Raw genomic sequence first — 22,826 nt, forward strand, 5'->3', positions numbered from 1 at the left:
TTTCCGCTCGAGACGATAACCCGATTTCGATCTGGCCGACCGTTCAAGTGGTGGGTAACAGTGACTGTAAGTAAACTTCTGCACGGTGATCGTGACCGTGGAGTTGGGAGGCTCCGTCCACGATCGCATGACAGGGGAGGCTTCTGCACTTCCCGTGTCTTCAATTGTGTCGGGAGGACGAGGGGAGCGTGGTGCATCTACTTCCGCTGTCCCCGAGTCAGCGGGGCCTGTGGTTCGCGCAGCAACTGAATCCCGACATACCGTTCACCACGGCGCAATATGTGGAGTTCCGTGGCGAGCTCGACGCGGACCTGGTTCGGGACGCCTGTAATCAGGCTGCGCGCGAGGTTGAGTCGGGCACTCTCGTGCTCGTCGAACAGGACGGTAAGCCGTTCCAGAAGGTCGTCCCCGATATCGAGGACGCGCCGCGTTATCTGGACCTGCGGTCCGAGAAGGACCCGGAAGCTGCAGCTCATCGCTGGATGACAGAGCAGTACACGAAGCCTCTCGACCTGCTGAGCGACCGGCTCATCGCCACCACGGTGCTGCGCATCGCGGACAACCGCTATTTCCTGTCGAGCTTCGTCCACCACATCGCCCTCGACGGGCAGGGTGCGGTCAACATGCTCAACCGCGCCGCCGAGTTGTATTCGGCGTGGGTCTCGGGCTCCGACGCGCCGCCGCTCAAGGCGATGCCGATTGCCGACATTCTCGAAGTCGAGGCCGCCTATGTGGGCTCGAAGCGTCAGGACACCGACCGTCAGCACTGGCTCGAGCGCCTCGCCGACCTGCCCGAATCCGTGTCGTTCGTCGATCACGAAGCACCTCTCGGGGTGCCGGCGCGCCGGGCGAACTCCGAACTCGACGCCGACACAGCTGCTGCGGTCTCGGCGCTCGCCCACGACGCGAACTCCACCGACGTGCCGATCGTCCTCGCGGCGTTCGGCGCGTTCCTCGCCCGTACGACGAGCGTGGTCGACGTCGTACTCAGCCTGCCCGTCTCCGCGCGCACCACCGCCGCGCTGCGTCGGTCCGCAGGCGTTCTCGCCAATGTCGTGCCGTTGCGCCTGTGCGTGAATCCGGCAACCACACCCGTCGAACTCATCCGCGACGTGCAGGTGGAACTGAGCAGTACCCTTCGCCACCAGCGGTACCGGTACGAAGACATGCTCGCGGATCTGCGCAGCCTCGGCCGCTCCCGCGACGAGGCGGCGAGCCCGTTCGGCCCCACCGTCAACCTGATGATGTTCCATCCCGAGATCGCGTTCGGCGACGTGACGGGGGAGTACCACCACCAGTCCAGCGGCCCGATCGACGATCTCGCCGTCAACGTCTACCCGGGCGTCGCCGGCCGCACGATGCGCGTCGACTTCGAGGCCAACCCCAATCTCTACAGCGACGAGCACCTCTCGTCGCTGCACAGCCGTTTCCGCGGATTCCTGAAGGAGTTCGTGCAGAACGCGGGCGTCGCGGTGGGCGATCTCGCCCTCGCCGACCCGGCCGAACTCGAGGGTCTGGCTCCCGCCTGCGGACGCACCGCGCCCGAGCCGGAACTGCTGCCCGACGTCCTCACCCGCCACGCCGCGAGCGACACCGTCGCCGTCGTGGACGGAAACGACCGCATCACCTACCGCGAACTCGACGCCCGCTCCGATGCGCTCGCTCATGCGCTGGTCGCGGCCGGTGCCGAACCCGAAGAGCGCGTCGCGGTGCTGCTGCCCCGCTCGATCGATTCGGTGGTCGCACTGTGGGCCGTCGCCAAGACCGGTGCCGCCTACACCCCGCTCGATCCCGAACTTCCCGTCCGCCGCCTCGAGCAGGTGCTGCGCGACGTGCGGATCGCCGTCGCCCACGACCACCCGGTGCTGCCCAAGCACGTCACCCGCATCGCGCCGCTTGCCGACGGTTCCGCTGAGACTTTCACCGCCGAGCATCGCCTGCGCGTGCTGCACGTCGACAACACGGCGTGGGTCATCCACACGTCCGGTTCCACCGGCACCCCGAAGGCCGTCGCGGTCGGCCATCGCGGTGTGTCGGCGCTCGTGTCGACGCTGCGCGATCGCTACCGCGCCGACGCGACGTCGCGCGTGCTGCACCTCGCGTCGCCGTCCTTCGACGCATCGCTGCAGGAACTGCTCCTCGCCTTCGACGCCGGCGCCACTTTAGTGATCTGCCCGCCCGACGCCGTCGGCGGACCGGCGCTGGCGACCCTGCTGCGCAGCGAATCAGTCACTCACGCGATCACCGCACCGGCGATCCTCGCCGTCACCCCCGACGACGGCCTGCCCGACCTGCAAGTTCTCGACGCCGGTGGCGAAGCGCTGCCGCAGGCCGTGGCCGACCGTTGGTCCACCGGCCGCACGATGCTCAACGCCTACGGGCCCACCGAGACCACGATTCTCGCGACGCTCAGCGATCCGCTGCAGCCCGGCGCGGGCGTTCCGATCGGCCGGCCGATCGATGGCATGACCGCCGTCGTCCTCGACGCTCGACTGCATCCCGTGCCTGCCGGCGTGATCGGCGAGTTGTATCTCGGGGGACCGGGCGTCGCGCGCGGCTACCTCGGCGCCCCGGCCCTCACCGCCGAACGCTTCGTCGCCTCGCCGTTCGGTGGGCGCATGTACCGCACGGGCGACCGCGCCCGCTGGACCACCGACGGTCACCTCGAATTCCTCGGCCGTGCCGACCAGCAGGTGAAGATCCGCGGCTACCGCATCGAACTCGGTGAGATCGAAGCCGCGCTCGTCTCCTTCGCCGAGGTGCAGGCCGCGACCGTCACCGTCCACGGCGAGCACATCGCCGCCTATGTCGTGGGCGACGTCGACCCCGCCGATCTCACCGTCCGCCTCGCCGACGAACTGCCCACCTATCTGCATCCGTCGTCGATCACCGTGCTCGAGGCGCTGCCCCTCACTCCGGGCGGCAAGGTCGACCGGCGCGCGCTGCCCGCACCCGAGCGTGCCGTGGCCGTCGGCTCGCGACCGCCCAACGGCCCGACCGAGAAGATCGTCGCCGAGCTGTTCGCCGAACTCACCGGCATCGACGACATCGGAGCCGACGACGACTTCTTCGCACTCGGCGGTCACTCGCTCGGTGCCGCCCAGCTCGCCGCCCGGCTCGGTGCCGCGCTGGGGCGCGACGTGCAGTTGCGCGACGTGTTCGCCCACCCGACCGTCGCCCGACTGGCGGCCGCTGCGGCGAAGCGACCCGAATCGGAATCGCGCCCCGTCGCCACCCCCGACACCGGACCGTCGCCGCTCGCCCCCGCGCAGCGCCGACTGTTCCTGCTCGCCCGGGCACACGGCGACCCGGCCGCCTACCACCTGCCGTTCGCGCTGCACCTCGACGGCGCCCTCGACCTGCCGGCGCTGCAGGCCGCGGTGGTGGACGTCCTCGACCGGCACGAAACCCTCCGCACCCTGTTCCGCCTCGAACTCGACGGCCCGGTGCAGGACGTGCTGCCGCTGGAGCGCGCCGTCGCCGGTCTCGCTCTCGAACCCGAATCGGCCGAGGGCGACGTCGAATCGCTCATCACCGAGTGGGCGGCCGAACCGTTCGACCTCACCGCGCAGATCCCGTTCCGCATCCGCTTGCTGCGACTCGCCGACGACAAGCACGTGCTCGCCGTCGTCGCCCACCACATCGCGCTCGACGGTGCGTCGTTCGTGCCGCTCACCGCCGACGTCGCCACCGCCTACCTCGCCCGGACGGCAGGGGAGGCGCCCGCGTGGACGCCGCTGCCGCTGCACTACCGGCACTACGCGCAGTGGCATCTCGATCGCCTCGGAGATCCGGCAGCGCCCGACACCCGCGCCGGTCGCGAGATCGACTACTGGACACGCACACTCGACGGTCTCACCGACGCGGCGCCGCTGCCCACCGACCGCCCCCGCAACGGCGGCTTCGGTCCCGCTGCGGCCGTGGACTTCACGGTGCCCGCCGAGCAGGTCGCGGCACTGAGGTCCGTCGCCGCCGCGCACGACGCCACCACTTTCATGGCCGTGCACGCCGCCGTCGCCGTGTGGCTCGCCGCCTGGACCTCCGGGCACGACATCGCCATCGGCACCGGAACGGCCGGTCGCGACCACCCCGACCTCGACGCGCTCGTCGGCATGTTCGTCGGCACCGTCACCCTGCGGACCAATGTCGACCCGGCGCAGCCGTTCACGGCGCTGCTCGCGCAGGCCCGCGACACCGACCTCGACGCCTTCGCGCACGCCACCGTGCCGTTCGACTACGTCGTCGACGCCCTGGGTTTCTCGCCCTTCCACGTGATGCTCGCCTACGACAACGTGGACGTGCCCGACCTCGAACTGCCCGGCCTCACGGTGCGGCCGCAGGAGATCGCCTCGTCGCAGGCGCGATTCGACCTCGAGATCTCGCTGCGCGAAGTGCGCGACGGATCGCTCACCGGCCGTCTCGTCTACGACACGAAGCTGTTCGACGACGACACCATCGCCCGTTGGGTGACCCGCCTGAGCGGAGTGCTCGAGCAGGTCGCGCAGCATCCCTCGCTGCCCGTCGGCGACCTCGACCTCGGCACCCTCTCCGTCGAACCGGCCGAACCCGGCCCGGAAGCGACCTTCGCCGAGATCATCGACCGGTCGCCGGCCTGCGTCACCGAACCCGGCGGAGAGGCCGTCGAGATCCGCACGGCGGCGCGCCCGCTCGCGTGGACGCTGATCGAGCGTGGCATCGGCACGGAAGACCGTGTGGCGGTCGTGCTCTCGCGGTCGACGCGCTCGGTGCTCGCCGCCGCGGCCGTCGCGCTGAGCGGCGCGGCCTTCGTTCCCGTCGACCCCAACCAGCCCGCCGCGCGCATCGCCCAGTTGCTCGGCGCCTCGGGTGCGCGGTACGCGATCGTCGACGGCGACGTCGCGCTGCCCGACGGGGTCGAGCCGATCGCCTTCACCGTCGAGGGCGACACCCGCCCGATCACCGACGCGGATCGTGTGCGGCCGCTGCACGTCGACAACACCGCCTACGTCGTCTACACCTCCGGCTCCACCGGCCGGCCCAAGGGCGTGGTGGTCTCGCACCGGGGACTCGGCCCGCTCGCCCAGTCGTTCGTCGAACGTTTCGACCTGCCCGCCGTCTCCGACACCGCCACCGAAGCGCGGGTGCTGCACTTCGCTACCCCTGCCTTCGACGGCGCGGTGCTCGAATACGTCCTGGCGCTCACCTCCGGTGGCACGCTGGTGGTCGCGCCCGCCGACCTGTTCGGCGGCGACGAACTCGTGGAACTGCTTCGCACCGAAGGCATCACCCACTGGTTCTCGACGCCCTCCGTGCCCACGCAGCTCGACCCCACCGGTCTCGATGCCCTGCGCACCATCGCGATCGGCGGCGAGGCATGGCCCGTCGAGACCGCCGAACGCTGGGCACCCGGACGCACCCTGCTCAACGTCTACGGCCCCACCGAGACGACGGTGCTCGCCACGTCGAGCGAACCCTTCGCACCCGGCGACCGGCTCACCATCGGCACCGGCCTCGTCGGCGTCACAGCGGTGGTGCTCAGCGAACGCCTGCGGCCCGTACCCGAAGGCGTGACCGGCGAGCTGTATCTCGGGGGACAGGGCGTCGCCCGCGGATACCTCGACGCACCCGCACTCACCGCCGACCGATTCGTCGCCAACCCGTTCGGCACCGGACGCCTCTACCGCACAGGCGATCTCGTGCGCTGGACGGGACACGACGACGACCGTGCCCTCGAATTCGTCGGCCGCAGCGACCATCAGGTCAAGATCCGCGGTTTCCGCATCGAACTCGGCGAGATCGACGCGACCCTGCAGACCCACCCGGGTATCGGCACCGCCGTGACCGTGGTGCGCGGCGACACCCTCGCCACCTACGTGCACAGTCGCAACGGCCGCCTCGACCCGCACGAGATCCGCGAGTGGGCCACCGAGCGTCTGCCCCGGCACATGGTGCCCGCGACCGTCACCGTGCTCGACGCGTTCCCGCTCACCAGCACCGGCAAGATCGACCGCGCCGCGCTGCCCGAACCGGTGGTCATCGCGACCCGCACCGACGGATATCGCAGCGCCACCGAAGAACTCGTCGCCGGTGTCGTCGCCGACCTGCTCGACCTGCCGAACGTCGCCGGATCGGACGACTTCTTCGCCGTCGGCGGCAACTCGCTGCTCGCGACCCAGCTCGCCGCCCGTCTGCGGGGAGTCGCAGGTCGACGGGTGGGTGTGCGCGACATCTTCGAGCACCCCACCGTTGCCGAACTCGCGAACCTGCTCGCCGAGGAACCCGCCGGCGAGCACCTGCCGCTCGTGCACATCGACGACGACAGCGACGCGCCGCTCGCACCCGCGCAGCAGCGCATGTGGCTGCTCAACCGGTTCGACGTGGCCGACGGTATCGACGGCGGCGACCACATCGCCTTCGCGCTCGACCTCGACGCCGACACCGACCTCGACGCCGTGCGCGCGGCCGCCGCCACCGTGCTGACCCGCCACGACTCGCTGCGCACGGTCTTCCCCGACAGCCCGTCGGGCCCGCGCCAGCACGTGCTGCCGTCGGTGACGCTCGACCTCGAGCCCGTCGACGCGGGCACCGACCTCGATGCGGAGTTGGCCGAATTCGCTCGCGCGCGTTTCGATCTCACCGTCGACCCGCCGATCCGCACCCGGCTGTACCGGACGGACTCCGGCTACGTGCTCGCCGTGGTGATCGACCACATCGCCGCCGACGGCCTGTCGCTGCTGCCGCTCGGACGCGACGCCGTCGCCGCCTACCGCGCCCACCGCGACGGGGAGACGCCGGAGCCGCCGGCACCGGCGGTGACCTACCGCGACTACGCACGCTGGCACCGGGCCGTGCTCGGCGACGAGAACGATCCCGACAGCCTCGCGGCCCGGCAGCTCGCCTTCTGGAAGCAGACCCTCGACGACGCGTCGCCGCTGCTCGCGCTGCCCACCGACCGTCCCCGCACTGCGGCGACGAGCGGTACCGCGGGTCGCGCGAGCTTCACGATCCCCGCCGAACTGCACGCCGCGATCGACAAGCTCGCCCGCGCCCACGACGTCACGCCGTTCATGGTGATGCACGCCGCCTTCGCGACGCTGCTCTCGGCGCTCGCCGCCACCGACGACGTCACCATCGGCACACCGGTCTCCGGACGCAGCGACGCCGCGGTCGACGACGTGGTGGGCATGTTCGTCGGCACCGTGCCGCTGCGGTTGCGGGTGCATCCGCGCCGCACCTTCGCCGACCTGCTCGCCGACACCCGTCGCGCCGACCTCGACGCCTTCGCCCACGCTGACGTGCCGTTCGATCGCATCGTCGACGCGGTGGGTGCCGGCACCGACGCGCACCACCCGTTGTTCCAGGTCATCCTGGCGTACGAGTCGTTCTCGCTCGACGAGTTCACGTTGCCCGGCAGCTCCAGGACGATCCGCGAGATCCCGGTGGGCACGGCCCGCGTCGACCTCGAACTGACCGTCCGCGAACGCCGTTCCGAGACCGGTGTGCCCGCCGGTTTGGAGACGATCCTTACGTACGCGGACGAACTTGTGGATTCGCACACGATTGTGCAGTGGCAGTCGTGGTTCGTGCGTATCCTCGATGCCGTTACCGCCGACCCGGCTGTGTCGGTCGGTGGTATCGAGTTGGGCGACGCCGACCTCACCCCCGTCGGCGTCGCGCAACAACTTTCGGCAGAGTCGCTGCCCGAGCTGGTCGCGCAACGCGTGGCCGACGATCCGGCGGCCGTCGCCGTGGTGGGGGACGGGTACTCCCTCAGCTACGGCGCGCTGTGGTCGCGCTCGGGCGCGCTCGCCAAACTCCTCCGCGAACACGGCGTCACCGCCGAGGACGTCGTCGCCGTCGCGCTGCCGCGCACCCCCGACCTCGTCGTCGCGATCCTCGCCGTCTCCCGCGCCGGTGGCATCTACCTGCCCGTCGACGTCACGCATCCCGCGACGCGCCTGCAGGCCCTGTTCGACGACGCGCAGCCCTCGCTGGTCGTCACCGACAGCGACTTCACCGACGTCCGCGTGCCGACGCTGCGACTCGACGACCCGGAGGTCGCCGGCTGCCTCGACGACGGAGCCCTGTTCGACTTCCCGCTCGTCGCGGATCTCGGCGCCTACATCGTCTACACCTCCGGCTCCACCGGAACCCCCAAGGGCGTGCAGGTGACGCACCGCAACGTGCTGTCGCTGCTCGCCGCGACCGTCGACGAATTCGGACTGCGTGCCGACGACGTGTGGACGCTGTTCCACTCGCCGGCCTTCGACTTCTCCGTCTGGGAGATGTGGGCACCGCTCGGCACCGGCGCGTCCGTCGTCGTGGTCGACCACCTCACCGTGCGCGACCCGGCGGCCTTCGTGGACGTGCTCACGAGCAACCGGGTGACCGTGCTCAACCAGACCCCCACGGCCTTCTACCAGCTCGCCGCCACCGATCACGCGCCGCTCGAGGACCTGCGGCTGCTGATCTTCGGCGGCGAAGCCCTCGACCCCGCGCGCGTGCGCCCGTGGGCCGAACGTCATCCGCATGTGCGGGCGGTCAACATGTTCGGCATCACCGAGACCACCGTGCACGTGACCTTCGGCGACGCCACCGCGACCGGCATCGGTGCACCGCTGCCCGGTCTCGCCGTGGACGTGCTCGACTCCTCGCTGCGACCCGCACTGCCCGGCGCGATCGGCGAACTGTACGTGCGCGGAGATCAACTCGCGCGCGGCTACCGCGGACGCCCCGGCCAGACCGCGACCCGCTTCGTCGCCGCTCCCGGCGGCACCCGCCGCTACCGCACCGGCGACCTCGGCCGCCGCGACAACACCGGGTCGTTGCACTATCTCGGTCGCGCCGACCAGCAGATCGAACTGCGCGGCTACCGCATCGAACCCGGCGAGATCGAAGCCGCCCTGCTGCGCAGCGAAGGCGTGCGCCAGGCCGTCGTGCTGCTGCGCGACGACCGTCTCGTCGCCTATCTCGTCGGCGGCGACGCCACCGCGGCGCTGCGCGACCTGCGCCGCAGCCTGCCCGACTACCTCGTGCCGTCGGCCGCCGTGGTCCTCGACGCGCTGCCGCTCACCGCCAACGGCAAACTCGACCGCGCCGCACTGCCCACCCCCGACGTCACCGCCGGTGGGGGAGCGGCACCGCATGGACCGGTCGAGGAACTCGTCGCAGACGTGTGCGCCGAACTGCTCGGCATCGCCCCCGGCACCCTCGGCGCCGACGACGACTTCTTCCACCTCGGCGGCAACTCGCTGCTCGCCACGCGCCTCGCCGGTCGCCTGTCGGACGTGCTCGACACCGACGTCACCGTCCGCGACGTCTTCGAGAACCGCACCGTCGCAGCGCTCGCCGCCTTCGTCGACGAGAACGGTGAGAACCGTTCGCGCCGTGTGCCTCTCGTCGCCGACCCCGACGCACCGGCTCCGTTGTCGGCGGCGCAGCAACGCCTGTGGTTCATCAACCGCTTCGACCCGGCGTCCCCGAGCTACAACCTGCCCTTCGCGGTGCGGCTCGACGGGAACCTCGACGTCGACGCCCTCGCCGCTGCCGTGGCCGACGTGCTCGAACGGCACCGCACACTGCGCACCGTCTACCCGGCCGCCGACGAATACACCGTGCTGCCCGCCGCGCGCCCCGATCTCGACCCGGTGGCCGTGCCGGAGGACGCCCTCGACGAGTTCGTCCGCGACTACGCCACCACCGGCTTCGACCTCACCGTCGAACCCCCGGCCCGCATGCGCCTGTACCGGACGGCACCCGACCGGCACGTGCTGCTCGTCGTCCTGCATCACATCGCCGCCGACGGATGGTCGCTCACGCCGCTGCTGCGCGATATCGCCGTCGCCTACGACGCCCGCCTCAGCGGCGCGACCCCCGAGCTGCCGGAACTCCCCGTCCAGTACACCGACTACGCGCGGTGGCAGCGCAGCGTCGCCGACGAGCAGATCCCGTACTGGCTGGGCGAACTCGCCGACCTGCCCGACGAGGTGACCCTGCCCGGCGACCGGCCGCGCCCCGCACAACCCACCGGACACGGTGCCGCCCACACCGTCTCGCTCGACGCCGACCTCGTCCGCGGACTGCACGAGCTGGCCCGTGAGGGTCGCGCGACGGTGTTCATGGTGCTGCACGCCGCGCTCGCGGCACTGCTCGCGCGGCACGGTGCCGGTCGCGACATCCCCATCGGCACGGCCGTCTCCGGTCGCGGCGACCCGCAGCTCGACGACGTCGTCGGCATGTTCGCCGGCACTCTCGTGCTGCGCACCGACGTCGACCCCGACGCCACCTTCACCGAACTGCTCGCGCAGGTGCACCACCGCGACCTCGCCGCCTACGGCAACCCGGACGCACCGTTCGAGACGCTCGTCGAGAAGCTGCAGCCCGCGCGCAGCGAAGCACGGCACCCGCTGTTCCAGGTCGCGCTGTCGCAGGCACGCCCCGTCGCGTCGACCTTCGCGTTGCCCGGCCTGAACGTCACCGCCGCGCCCGTCGACACCGAAACGGTCAACGTCGACGTGCAGGTCACCGTCACCGAGCAGCAGGACGGCATCGACCTCGAATTCTTCTACAGCACAGACCTGTACGACGCCGACACCGTCGCCGCCTACGCCGACCGTCTGCGTACGATCCTGAGCGCTGCCGTCGCGGATCCGGGTGTGCGGGTCGGCGAGATCGACCTGCACGGCAACGCCGATCTGCCCACCGTCGGCGCTGTGCCGGGTGCATTCCGGTCGCTGCGGCAGTGGCTCGCGCGGGGCGCGGCCGCCGGTGGCGAGGAACTCGCGATCGTCGACGGCGACCGCGAACTGTCGTATCCCGAACTGCTGTACTACTCCGACGCTCTCGCCGCGCGCCTGCAGCTCGCCGGGGTGCGCCCGGGCGACCCGGTCGCGTGCGCCTACCCGCGCTCGCTCGAATCGGTGGTCGCCGTGTGGGGCATCATCGGCGCCGGCGCCGCACCGATGCTCGTCGACCCCACCGCCCCCACCGCGCGCCTGGCGGAGATGCTCGCCGACGTGCACGTGGGAGTCGGTGAAGCGCCGGCACTTCCGGCGACCGTGCGGTGGCTCGAGGTGACCTCCGACGACGAGGAACCGCTCGCCGACGTCGTCGACCCCGCACCCGACGCTCCCGCGTACTTCGTCTTCACCTCCGGCACCACCGGACACCCCAAGGCCGTCACCGTCACCCAGCGCGCCGCGAGCGCGTTCGCCGAGGACATCGGCGAATACCTCGCAGCCTTCCCGGGCGATCGCGTCCTGCACGTCGCGGCACCGTCGTTCGACGCCGCAATGCTCGAAATGCTCACCGCCGGCATCTCCGGCGCGACGCTCGTGGTGGCCGACGCCGACAGCTACGGTGGCGCTGCCCTCGGCGACCTGCTCGACAGTGCCGCGATCACCCACGCGGTGATGACGCCGTCGACGCTCGCGACCGTGCCGGTGCGCGACCTGCCGGCCCTGCGCACGCTCGTGCTCGGCGGCGACCGGCTCACCCGCGAGATCGTCGATCGTTGGGGAGACGGGCGCACTCTCGTCAACAGCTACGGCCCGGCCGAGGCCACGATGTTCGTCACCAACTCGCAGCCCCTGCGACCGGGCGACGACATCGTCATCGGCACTCCCGTCCGCGGCGTCACCGTCGAGGTTCTCGACGAGCGGCTGCGTCCCGTGCCCGCCGGCGTGGTCGGCGAACTGTACGTCTCGGGACCGCGACTCGCGTCGGGCTACCGTCACGCCGCTGCTCGCACCGCCGCACGGTTCGTCGCCGGACCCGACGGCCGCCGCTACCGCACCGGCGACCTCGTGCGCTGGACCCGTGCCGGCGCCCTCGAATTCGTCGGCCGCAGCGACAACCAGATCAAGCTGCGCGGCGTGCGCATCGAACCCGGCGAGATCGACACCGCCCTCACCGCACTCGACGGCGTCGACCGCGCTGTGACGCTCGTGCGCAGCGGCCGCCTCATCTCCTACGTCACCGGCGAGAACCTCGACGGCAGTAATTTGGACGACGCAGACCTGCGAGCCCAGCTGCGCACCGTCCTGCCCGCGCACCTCGTGCCCACCGCGATCGTGCCGCTGGCCGCGATCCCGCTCACCTCCCACGGCAAGGTCGACGTCGCCGCCTTGCCCGAACCCGTCGCCGGCGAAGGCAGCGAACCGCGCACGGAGACCGAAACGCTCGTCGCCCGCATCATCGGCGATGTCCTCGGCGACGGCACCGCCGTGGGACGCACCGACGATTTCTTCGCTGTCGGTGGCAACTCGCTGCTCGCCACCGTCCTCGTCGGACGCCTGCGCGACGAGACCGGCACCGACGTGCCGTTGCGCACCGTCTTCGCGAACCCCACCGTCGACGCGCTCGCCGCCGCTCTCGACGCCGGTGGTTTCGACACCGACGCCGGACCCGTCGCGGTGTCGCCGCGACCGGAACGGATCCCGCTCAGTCGCGCCCAGCGTCGCCTGTGGGGACTGAGTTCGCTTGCCCCCGATGCCTACCGGCTGCGCAGCGAGGTGAACCTGAGCGGACCGCTCGACCTCGGTGCCCTGCAGGCCGCGCTCGGCGACGTCGCGCTGCGCCACGAGATCCTACGGACCGACTACATCGTCGACGGCGACGGCGTGTACCAGCAGGTGCACGAAGCGCCGCGCAGCGACCGGTGGCGCGTGCGACTCGAACGCACCGGCCCCGACCAGCACGTGCTGCACCTCGACGTCGACCATTCGATCGCCGACGGCACGTCGCTGCGGCCGCTGCTGCGCGACCTCACCATCGCCTATCTCGCCCGCGTGAACGGCGCGGCACCGCAGTGGGAACCGCTGCCGCTGCAGTACGCCGACTACGCCCTGTGGGAAGCCGAACGCGGCATCCCCGAACGCGACCTCGAGCACTGGCGACGCGCTCTCGACGGACTCACCGTCACCGAACTGCCCGCCGACGCCACCGGAACCGACACCGGTGCGCGCAGCGTCGACTTCACGGTGCCCGCCGAGGTGCGCGACGCGCTCGCTGACCTCGCCCGCGCGCACGGCGCCACCGAGTTCATGGTGTTGCACGCCGCGCTGTCGGTGCTGCTCGCGCGACTCGGCGGCAGCGACGACATTGCCGTCGCCGCCGTGGTGGGTGGACGCCGCTGGGCGCAGCTCGAAGACCTCGTCGGCCCGTTCCTCGACACTCTCGTGTTGCGTGCCCGCGTGGCCCCCGACATGTCGTTCGCCGGACTGCTCGGCCAGGTCCGCGACTTCGACGTCGCCGCCTTCGATCACGTCGCCGTGCCGTACGAGCAGCTGCTGTCGGAGCGGCAGAGCGGCGCACCGCAGGTCGCGTTGGCGTTGCAGGACTTCGGCATCGACCCGATCAGCCTGGGAGAGCTCACCGTCGAGGCGCGCGAAGTCCTCGACGACACACCGAAATTCGACCTGCAGTTCACCCTTGCCCCGCGTCCCGACGGCTACACCGGCACGCTCGTGTTCGACGCCGCCCGCTTCGCCGGCCGCACCGCCGAACTGCTCGTTTCCCGTTTCGTCGCGCTGCTCGGCAGCCTGGCGAGCGCACCCGGCAGGACCATCGGTGAAGTGGCCGTCGACGCTCCGGCTCCCGCCCTCGACGGCGGCGAACCGGCCCCGGCACGCACCCTCGCCGAGATGCTGCGCGCCACCGCCGCCGCCCATCCCGACCGGGAGGCCCTGCGCGGCGACGGTGAATCGCTCACCTACCGCGAACTCGACGAACAGTCCGACGCACTTGCTGACGAACTGCGGGCCGACGGCGCGCGGGACGGCCGGATCGTGCGCATCGACGCACCGCGCAGCGTCGACTACATCCGCACCCTGTGGGCCATCACCAAGACCGGTGCGGCCTTCACACATTCGCGGCAGGCAGGGGAGACGTGCCTGCCCGGCACCGCCTACGTCGTGTCCACTTCCGGGTCCACCGGCACCCCGAAGCGGGTCGCGGTGACGCACCGTGGACTCGCCCCGCTCGCGGCCGAAGTGGCCGAGCGCTACCGGGTCGAGCCCGGAGACCGCGTGCTGCACGGCTATTCACCCGAGTTCGACGCGGCGCTGCTCGAACTGCTGCTCGCCCACACCACCGGCGCGACGCTCGTCGTCGCACCCCCGGACGTCTATGCCGGGCAGGACCTGCACCGCTACCTCGCCGAGCAGCGCATCACTCATTACCTGTCGACCCCCACGGCGCTCGGCACCCTCGACCCCGAGGGACTGCCGGATTTGAAGGTCGTCGCGTCCGGTGGCGAATCCCTGTCGCCGTCGCTCGCGGCGCGCTGGGCCGACGGCCGCGTGATGCTCGACGCCTACGGGCCGACCGAGGCCACGATCGTCGCGACCCTCGTCGACATCGAACCCGGCACCCGCCCGAGCATCGGCAAGCCCGTGCCCGGCACCGTCGCCCACGTGCTCGACGCCCGGCTGCGTCCCGTGCCGGCCGGCGCCGTCGGCGAGCTGTACCTCGCGGGTGAGGGCCTCGCCGCCGGGTATCTCGACGACCCGGCCCGCACCGCCGAACGCTTCGTCGCCGCCCCCGGCGGTGCCCGCATGTACCGCACGGGCGACCGCGTCCACCGCCGCGTCGACGACACCCTCGGCTACCTCGGCCGCACCGACCGCCAGCTCAAGGTGCGCGGCGTGCGCATCGAACCCGGCGAACTCGAAGCCACGCTGCTCGCCCAGCCCGGTATCCGGCAGGCAGCGGTGGTCGCGGTGAGCGGCACGCTCGTCGCGTTCGCGGCCGGACCGGATCTGTCGGCCGACGACATCACCGCGCGACTCGCGCTCGTCGTGCCGCCGCACCGCATGCCGACCCGCGTGCACGCGCTCGACCAGCTGCCCCTCACGTCCAACGGCAAGCTCGACGTCGCCGCGCTCGAACTGCACGACGCCGCCGCACTCGACGACGACGCGGCCCTCGACCGGCCGCTCACCGATGCCGAGGATCTCGTCGTCACCGTCGCCGAGGACGTGCTCGGTGCTCGCCCGGCCGCGCACCGGGGGTTCTTCACCGCCGGCGGCGATTCGCTGTCGGCCGTCGTGTTCGCCGCGCGACTGAGCGAGACGTTCGGCACCGACGTGCCGGTGCGCGAGGTGCTCGCCGCCCCCACGCTCGCCGCGCTCGCTGCCCGCATCGAATCCGGCGACGACCAGCGCGTCGCGCTGCGGCACTACGACGATGACACCCCGGCACCGATCGCACCCGCGCAGCGCCGCCTCGGCATCGTCGCGCGGGCCGAGACCGGCACCGCCGGCTATCTCGTGCCGGTCGTGCTGACGCTGAGCGGCGACCTCGACGTCGACGCCCTCACCGCCGCGGTGAGCGATGTCGTCGACCGTCACCGCGTGCTGCGCACCGCCTTCACCGACGACGTGCAGGTACCCGTCGACCCGCCGGTGCTCGAACACTCCGCGCCGGAGGACGTCGCCGCGGCCGTGACCGCTACGATCACCACGCCCTTCGACATCACGACGCAGGCACCGATGCGGATCCGGTTGTTCCACGTCGAACCCGGCCGCTGGGTACTCGCCGCCGCCGTGCACCACATCGCGTTCGACGGCGCATCCGTCGGTCCGCTGCTCACCGATCTCGCTGTGGCCTACGCCGCGCGTCGCGGGGGAGAAGCACCGCTCTTCGAGTCGCTGCCCGTCACCTACGGCGACTACGCGCGCTGGCAGCACGAACTGCTCGGCGACGCCGCAGACTCGTCTTCGCTCGCCGCCCGCCAACTCGACTACTGGGCAACCACACTCGCGGGCCTGCCCGACAGCCCGCTGCCGCTGCCCACCGACCGGCCGCGCCCCGCGCAGCCGACCCACCGTGGCGCGCAGATCGTCTCCAAGCTCGACGCCGAGACCCACCGACGCCTCCGGGATGTCGCGCGCAGCCACGACGTCACCGTGTTCATGCTCGTCCACGCGGTGCTCGCCGCGATGCTCGCGCGTCGCAGCGGACGCACCGACATCGCCGTCGGCACCGCGATCGCGGGTCGCACCGATGCGCGCCTCGACCGGCTCGTCGGCATGTTCGTCGGCACCGTCGTGCTGCGCACCGCCGTCGACCCGTCGCGGCCGTTCACCGACCTGCTGCGCGACGTGCGGGCCACCGATCTCGGCGCGCTCGCGCATGCCGACGTGCCGTTCGACGAGGTGGTCGCCCGCCTCGCGCCGCGGCGCGACCCGTCGTACAGCCCGCTCTTCCAGGTGCTGCTCACGCACCGCGTCGAGGCCGGCGAGGTGCTGCCGCAGCTGCCGGACGTGCAGATCGCCGAGACCGACGCCGGGGAACCGGCCGCGCAGTTCGACGTGGTCGTCGAACTCGTCGAGCGTGAGGACGGACTCGACCTGCGCCTCGTCTATGCGACGGATCTGTTCGACGCCACCACCGGCGACGCGATGCTCACCGACCTCGTCGCGATGCTCGCCGCGGCGCTCGCCGAACCCGACCGCGCCGTCGGTGATCTCGCCGTGCCGGTGCCTGCGCCGCTGTCGGCTCCCGTCGTCGCGCCGCGCACGCTGCTCGAGATCCTGGAGACTTCCGTCGAGCAGCATCGTGGACGCATCGCGGTGCGCTCCGGCACCGTCGCGTGGACGTACGGCGGACTCGACGCCCGCGCCGACGAGATCGCCTCCGTGCTCGCCTCCCACGGGGTGCGGCGCGGCGACCTCGTCGCGATCGCCGTGCCGCGCAGCGAGTACTGGCCGCTCGCCGTCTGGGCGATCACGAAACTCGGTGCGGCATGGGTGTCTGTCGACCTCACCCAGCCCGACGCGCGCAGCGCTGCGATCCTCGCCGACTCCGGTGCTCGCATCGGCCTGACCGTCGGCTATCGCGAACTCGGCCACGTGACGTGGCTCGACCTCACCGCTGACCGCAGCATCGACTTCGACGCCGTCGAACCGCCGCGTCCCGCAGTGACATCCGACGACCTCGCCTACACGATCTACACGTCCGGCACCACGGGCACCCCGAAGGGCGTCGATGTCACCCACCGCGGACTCGCGGCGCTGCTCGACGTGCAGACCGGCCTGCTCGACCTCGGGCCGGAATCGCGCGTGCTGCAGGTCGCCTCGCACACCTTCGACGCCGCGGTCTTCGAACTGCTCTCCGCCCACGCGCACGGCGGTGCCCTCGTGGTCGCCCCCGACCACACCTTCGCCGGGGAACCCTTGCAGGAGCTGATCGTCGACGAGCGCGTCACGCACCTCAACCTCACGCCCACCGTGCTCGGCACCCTCGACCCCGAGGCACTCGAGCCGACGACGATCGTCGCCGCCGGTGAGACCCTGCCCGGTGCGCTGGTGGGCCGCTGGTCGCGGCACCGGATCGTCAACGGCTACGGACCCACCGAATTCACCGTCGCCGTCTCGTATTCCGCGCCGCTCACCGATGACGAGAAGCCGAGCATCGGCACGCCTGTCGCGGGAGCCACCGCCTACGTGCTCGACTCGCGTCTGCACCCCGTGCCGCGCGGCACCGTCGGCGAGCTCTACGTGGCCGGTGACAGCACCGCCCGCGGCTACCGCTACGAATCCGGCCTCACCGCAACGCGATTCGTTGCGAACCCGTTCGGCGACGGCGGGTGGCGGCTGTACCGCACGGGCGACCTGGTTCGGATCCTGCCGAGCGGGGTACTGGACTACGTGGCCCGCATCGACGACCAGGTGAAGATCCACGGCATCCGCGTCGAACCCGCCGAGGTCGACGCCGCGCTGCTGAACCGTCCGGGAGTCGCGGCGGCCGTGACCGTTCCGCATCCCGGACGTGACGGTGACACCGTGCTCGTCTCCTACATCCAGCCCGAGACCGGCACCGCACCCGACATGGCGGCGTTGCGTCGCGCGCTCGTCGCCGACCTGCCGCGGCACCTGCGGCCGGCGAGCATCACCGTCGTCGACGCACTGCCGCTGATGGCGTCCGGCAAGGTCGACCGCGCGGCGCTGCCCGCCCCCGACGCCGCGGTCGACGAACCGTATGTGGCGCCGCAGGGGCACATCGCACAGACCGTCGCCGCGGTGTTCGCCCGCCACCTCGACGTGCCGATCGACGAGATCTCCGCCGACCGAAGCTTCTTCGATCTCGGTGGCAGTTCCATCGCGGCCGTCACCGTCGCCGGCGAGCTGCGCGACGCGCTCGGCGCCGACGTTCCCGTCGAATGGCTGTTCACCAGCCCGGATCTCGCGTCGCTCGCCGACCGCATCGAACATGGCCGCAGTAATGACGAGCGCGACCCGCGCAGCGACGACGAACGCGACCCGCTCGGCAGCATCGTCGAGATTGCCGGTCGCGGTGACGAGAAGCCGCCGCTGTTCTGCGTGCACCCCATCAGCGGACTCGCATGGATGTACGCCGGGCTCGCACAGCATCTCGACGGCCGCACCCTCTACGGTCTCCAGGCAACGGGCTTCGACGACATTCCGGACAGCATCGGCGAACTCGCCGCGCGGTATGTGGCCAAAATCCGTAAGGTGAGACCCGATGGTCCCTACCACCTGCTGGGCTGGTCGGTGGGCGGCACCATCGCACACGAGATGGCCGTGCAGCTCCGCGAGCACGGAGAGCAGGTCGGTGCGGTAGTGCTGCTCGACACGCTCACGCCCGAGACTGTGCCTGCCGAGCCCCACCCTGCGGCAGAGAACGTACCCGACATCGCCGGGCTGCCCGAAGAACTCGTCGCCGAGGTCCGGCGCCGCACCGACGCCGCCGCGCAGGCCGTCGAAGATGCGGTGCGCAAGCACACTCTCGGCGAATACGACGGCGACATCGTCCTGGTGGTCGCCGCACCCGATCTCGACCGGCACCCAGATATCGCCGCCACCTGGCAGCGGTATGTGCGCGGTCTCGTCGTCGAACATCCGGTGCCGTTCACGCACTCGGAACTGGCCGATCCGGACGCGGTGCGTGCGATCGGCCCGGTGCTCGACAGCGTGCTCGAGCGCCACGACGACCCCCACACCGCGCCCACCGGGTGCGCACGCAGTGTTACCGCAACGAGGGAGACGCCCTGATGGAAGTACATGATTACCTGCGAATTCTGCAGGCGAGGTGGAAGATCGTCGCCGTCACGACGGTGGTGGCGGTTCTTGCCGCTCTCGGCGCCTCCCTGCTGACCACGCCGCAGTACGAAGCCAAGACACGTCTGTTCGTGTCGACCTCGTCGGGCGCATCGGTGCAGGAGATCTACCAGGGCAACCTGTTCTCGCAGCAGCGAGTCACCTCCTACACCGAACTGCTCGAGGGCACCACCCTCGCGCAGCGCACCCTCGAGAAGCTCGGTCTCGGCGACATGTCGGCCGTCGATCTGGCCGGCAAGGTGACCGCTTCGTCGACTCCCGACACGGTGCTCATCGACACCGCCGTCACCGACGAGTCGCCCGAGCGTGCCCGCGACCTAGCCAATGCCCTGTCGGACGAGTTCGTCGTCATGGCACGCGAATTGGAGACCCCCGAGGACGGCGGCCCGCCCACCGCCCGCGTGGTGGTCGAGCAGTACGCGGCCACGCCGTCGTCGCCGGTGACGCCGAAGACCACGCGGAACGTCGCGCTGGGTCTGGCCGTCGGTCTGCTGCTCGGTATCGCCCTCGCGGTGCTGCGTGACCGCCTCGACAACACCATCAAGGACCGCAACGCCGTCGAGGATCTCGCCGGCACCGGTGTGGTGGGTGTGATCCCGCTCGACAAGGCCCGCCAGGAAGAGCCGGCGATCGTCTTCGCGGACGCCAACAGCGGCGACGCCGAGGCCTACCGCGAGATGCGGACCAACCTGCAGTTCCTCGAGGTCGACAACCCGCCGCGCGCGATTGTCGTCACCAGCTCGCTTCCCAGCGAGGGAAAGACCACCACGGCCGTCAACCTGGCCCTGGTGCTCGCCGAAGCCGGACACTCCGTGGTGCTCGTCGAAGCCGACCTGCGCCGCCCGCGCGTGAGCAAGTACCTCGCCACGCTCGGCGACGCCGGCCTGTCGAACGTGCTCGCGCACACGGCCTCGCTCGAGGACGTGCTCCAGCCGACCCGCTTCGACGGCATGTGGGTGCTCGCTGCGGGCGGTCTGCCGCCCAACCCGTCCGAGCTGCTCGGCTCCGCGCATGCGCGGGAGGTCATCGAGGACCTGCGGTCGCGCTTCGACTACGTCATCATCGACGCGCCGCCGCTGCTGCCCGTCACCGACGCGGCGATCCTCACGAACATCGCCGACGGTGCGCTGCTCATCGCGCGCTACGGCAAGACCACCCGTGAGCAGTTCGGTCGGGCAGTCGGCAACCTGCGTGCGGTCAATGCGCCCGTGCTGGGCACGATCCTGTCCATGACCCCCACCAAGGGGCGTGGCAGTGCCTACGAGTACCGGTATTACTACAGCTCCGACAAGGACGGTGCCACCCCGGCAGCCGCTCAGACGAGCACGCCGGCGACGCAGCGTGTCGGTGCACCGGCCCCGACTGCACCGGCCGCTCAGCCGGCTCCGCAGGCGCAGGCACCCGTCGAGGGACCGGCCCGGCCGCAGAACGGTCACCGTCACGTCGAGCCGCCGGCCACGCAGGCCTACCCGGCGCCGAGCAACGACGCCTACCACTACCGCGCTGCGGAGCAGTTCCCGCCGGCGCCGCAGCCGGCATCGGAGCGGTACGGCAACGAGCCCTACCAGGCGCCGCAGGCGTACTCCGCCGCCGAGCCGCTGTCGCGACCCGTGGTGCACGCACCGCGGCGCCCGGTGAACGACTCAGGCTCGGAGAGCGGCGAGGAGAGGTAGCAACAGATCGGCGATCTCGGATCCGACCGTGACGAACGTCTCCTCGTCACGGCCGATCGGGTCGACGATGTCCTCCGGCCCGGGCGCAGACATCTGCGCCCGGGCCGTCGTCAGTTCTGCGATGGTCCGCGCACCGGTGGCGTTCTGCAGCCTGGCGGCCTCGCGCAGCGTGAACGTCACGCGCATCCTGCGCGGTGCGAGCTGGACGACCTTGGCGCGGTGCCGCTCGCTCATCGTGATGATCATGTCGGAGTCCTCCGCGATCTGCGGGGTGATCCGACGCGCGGCGAATCCGTCCGGATCGCCTCCGAGCTGCTGCAACACGAGTGCCGCGGTGGGTTCCATGCCGTAGCCGACCATCGCCCGGGTGCCGGCGCTGTGCGCCGAGAGGTCGTCGCGACCGGCCTCGGCCGCGTAGGCGGTGGTCAGCCTTTCTGCGGTGGGTGATCGGCAGATGTTTCCGGTACACACATAGAGAATCCGCATTCGGCGATCCTATGGGAGACGCCTTCCGGACGCTCAGGAGACATCTGTGGAGTGCTCGGTCCCGGTGTACGTCATCCGAACGGCCCTCGTGACCGATCGGTAACGTTCTGTACCATCGTCGGTGATTTCGGGCGCCGGGGGAAGCTGACGCGGCTGGCGCATCCAACGTCGAAGGCGGCTGATGAGTTCTATTCTCGGTGTGACCGTGGGGGAGAGCGCCGTTCGGGTGGTGCGGCCGGTGGATCGAACGACCCCGACGGCGGGGTTCCAGTTCCAGGTGGTCGAAACCGGTAAGGACGATCCGGCGCGGCTGGCGGCAGGCACCCTCGGGGTGCTCTTCCAGACCGGTGTCGCGGGCGATCCGGTCGAGCGGGTCGGACTGGTCTACCGCGACCAGGCCCAGGCCGAGCGCCTGCGTGCGGCGATGACCGTCGAACACATCGACCGCTACCTGCTCGTCTCCGAACCCGAGGCCGCCGTCACCTATCTGCAGGCCACCGGCGAACTCGGGAGCAACACCGCCGTCTTCTACGACCTCGGCGACGCCGGGCTCACCGTCACCGTCGTCGACCTCGTCTCCCGCGAGGTGCTCGCCGAACGCACTGACAGCATCGGCGGCCGCGTCTTCGACAACGTGATCCGCGACCACCAACTCGACACCAACGGTGTGTGGCGCCCCGACGACCCCGCCACCGACGACGAACTGTCGGCCCAGTGCCGCGAGGCCAAGGAGAAGCTCTCGCAGAGCGAGACCGTGGCCGTGCCGGGCGCGGCAGGGGTCGTGCTCATGTCACGCGAGACCTTCGATCCGCTCATCGCGCAGTGCGTCGAGTCGTCGGCGCAGTTCGTGCACCAGGTGATCTCCCGTGCCGGTCGCAACCCCGAGGCCGTGGTCCTGCTCGGCGGCGGCGCGCACATCCCGCTCGTGCAGGAGGTGCTGCGCTCGTGGCTCGGACTGCCGCTGGTGGTGCCGCACGAGCCCGAACTCGTCCTCGCCAAGGGCGGGGCGATGGCCGCCGCGAAGCCTGCGAACTCGCAGCCGGCGAGCACCCTCACCCGCATCGTGCCGGGCCGCCCGTCGTCGACCAGCGCCGAGACCGAACAAATCCCGGTCGTCGCCGCTGCGGCCCCCGCGCAGACGACCGCAGCCGCCGCATCCGGGCCGGAGTCCGCCGACGCGAAGAAGCCGTGGTGGTCGACGCTGGCCGGTCGCGGTCCGTCGGTCAGCGGCAAGCAGATCTCCGGCGCCGGTATCGCGGGCACGGCCCTCGCGGTCGTCGCGGTCATCGGGGTGGCGCTGAGCACCGGCTTCGCGAGTTCGTCGACCGACGAGACGAGCCCGACCCAGTCGTACACCCCCCCGACGACCGGTGCGCCGCGGCAGAACCCCGCGCCGGCGGTGGCGCCCACGCAGGTCACCACGACCACCACCACGGTCGAGCCGGAGCCGGCTCCGACGACCTATTCGCCGCGCCCGGTTCCGCCGGCCCCCGAGCCTCCGCCCGCTCCGGCTCCGACCATCCCGGGGCTGGGAGTGCCGGTGCCGACGCTGCCGCCGCTGCCGACGATCGAGTTGCCGCCGCTGCCGCAGATCCGACTTCCCTGA

The 22,826-nt window shown here is 71.2% G+C and carries 4 protein-coding genes; 3 read left to right on the plus strand and 1 reads right to left on the minus strand.

Going from position 1 to position 22,826, the window contains the following annotated elements; translation table 11 throughout:
- Positions 1–191: 191 nt before the first annotated feature.
- Together ACPCXD_RS03530 and ACPCXD_RS03535 are read left to right on the plus strand one after the other, a co-directional pair.
- A complete protein-coding gene (locus tag ACPCXD_RS03530) occupies positions 192–18,995 on the plus strand; it encodes an amino acid adenylation domain-containing protein (RefSeq protein ID WP_514132886.1) in 18,804 nt (6,267 codons plus the stop codon).
- The gene (locus ACPCXD_RS03535; protein WP_423658429.1) at positions 18,995–20,734 is read left to right on the plus strand and encodes a tyrosine-protein kinase domain-containing protein; all 1,740 of its coding nucleotides are present in this window, start codon (positions 18,995–18,997) and stop codon (positions 20,732–20,734) included. The genes ACPCXD_RS03530 and ACPCXD_RS03535 overlap by 1 nt, the downstream gene beginning before the upstream one ends.
- Here the strand turns inward: ACPCXD_RS03535 and ACPCXD_RS03540 are convergent.
- Positions 20,705–21,220 carry an arsenate reductase/protein-tyrosine-phosphatase family protein gene (locus tag ACPCXD_RS03540; RefSeq protein ID WP_120280268.1) on the minus strand — a complete coding sequence of 172 codons (516 nt, stop codon included), beginning with the start codon at positions 21,218–21,220 and terminating at the stop codon, positions 20,705–20,707. The genes ACPCXD_RS03535 and ACPCXD_RS03540 overlap by 30 nt on opposite strands.
- A gap of 181 nt (positions 21,221–21,401) precedes the next feature.
- On the opposite strand from ACPCXD_RS03540, the gene ACPCXD_RS03545 reads away from it, so the two are divergent.
- On the plus strand, positions 21,402–22,826 hold the full coding sequence (locus ACPCXD_RS03545) for a DUF7159 family protein (RefSeq protein WP_229565648.1): 1,425 nt from the start codon (positions 21,402–21,404) through the stop codon (positions 22,824–22,826).

This window comes from Rhodococcus sp. AB351 (genome assembly GCF_049538275.1).
Lineage (GTDB): Bacteria > Actinomycetota > Actinomycetes > Mycobacteriales > Mycobacteriaceae > Rhodococcus.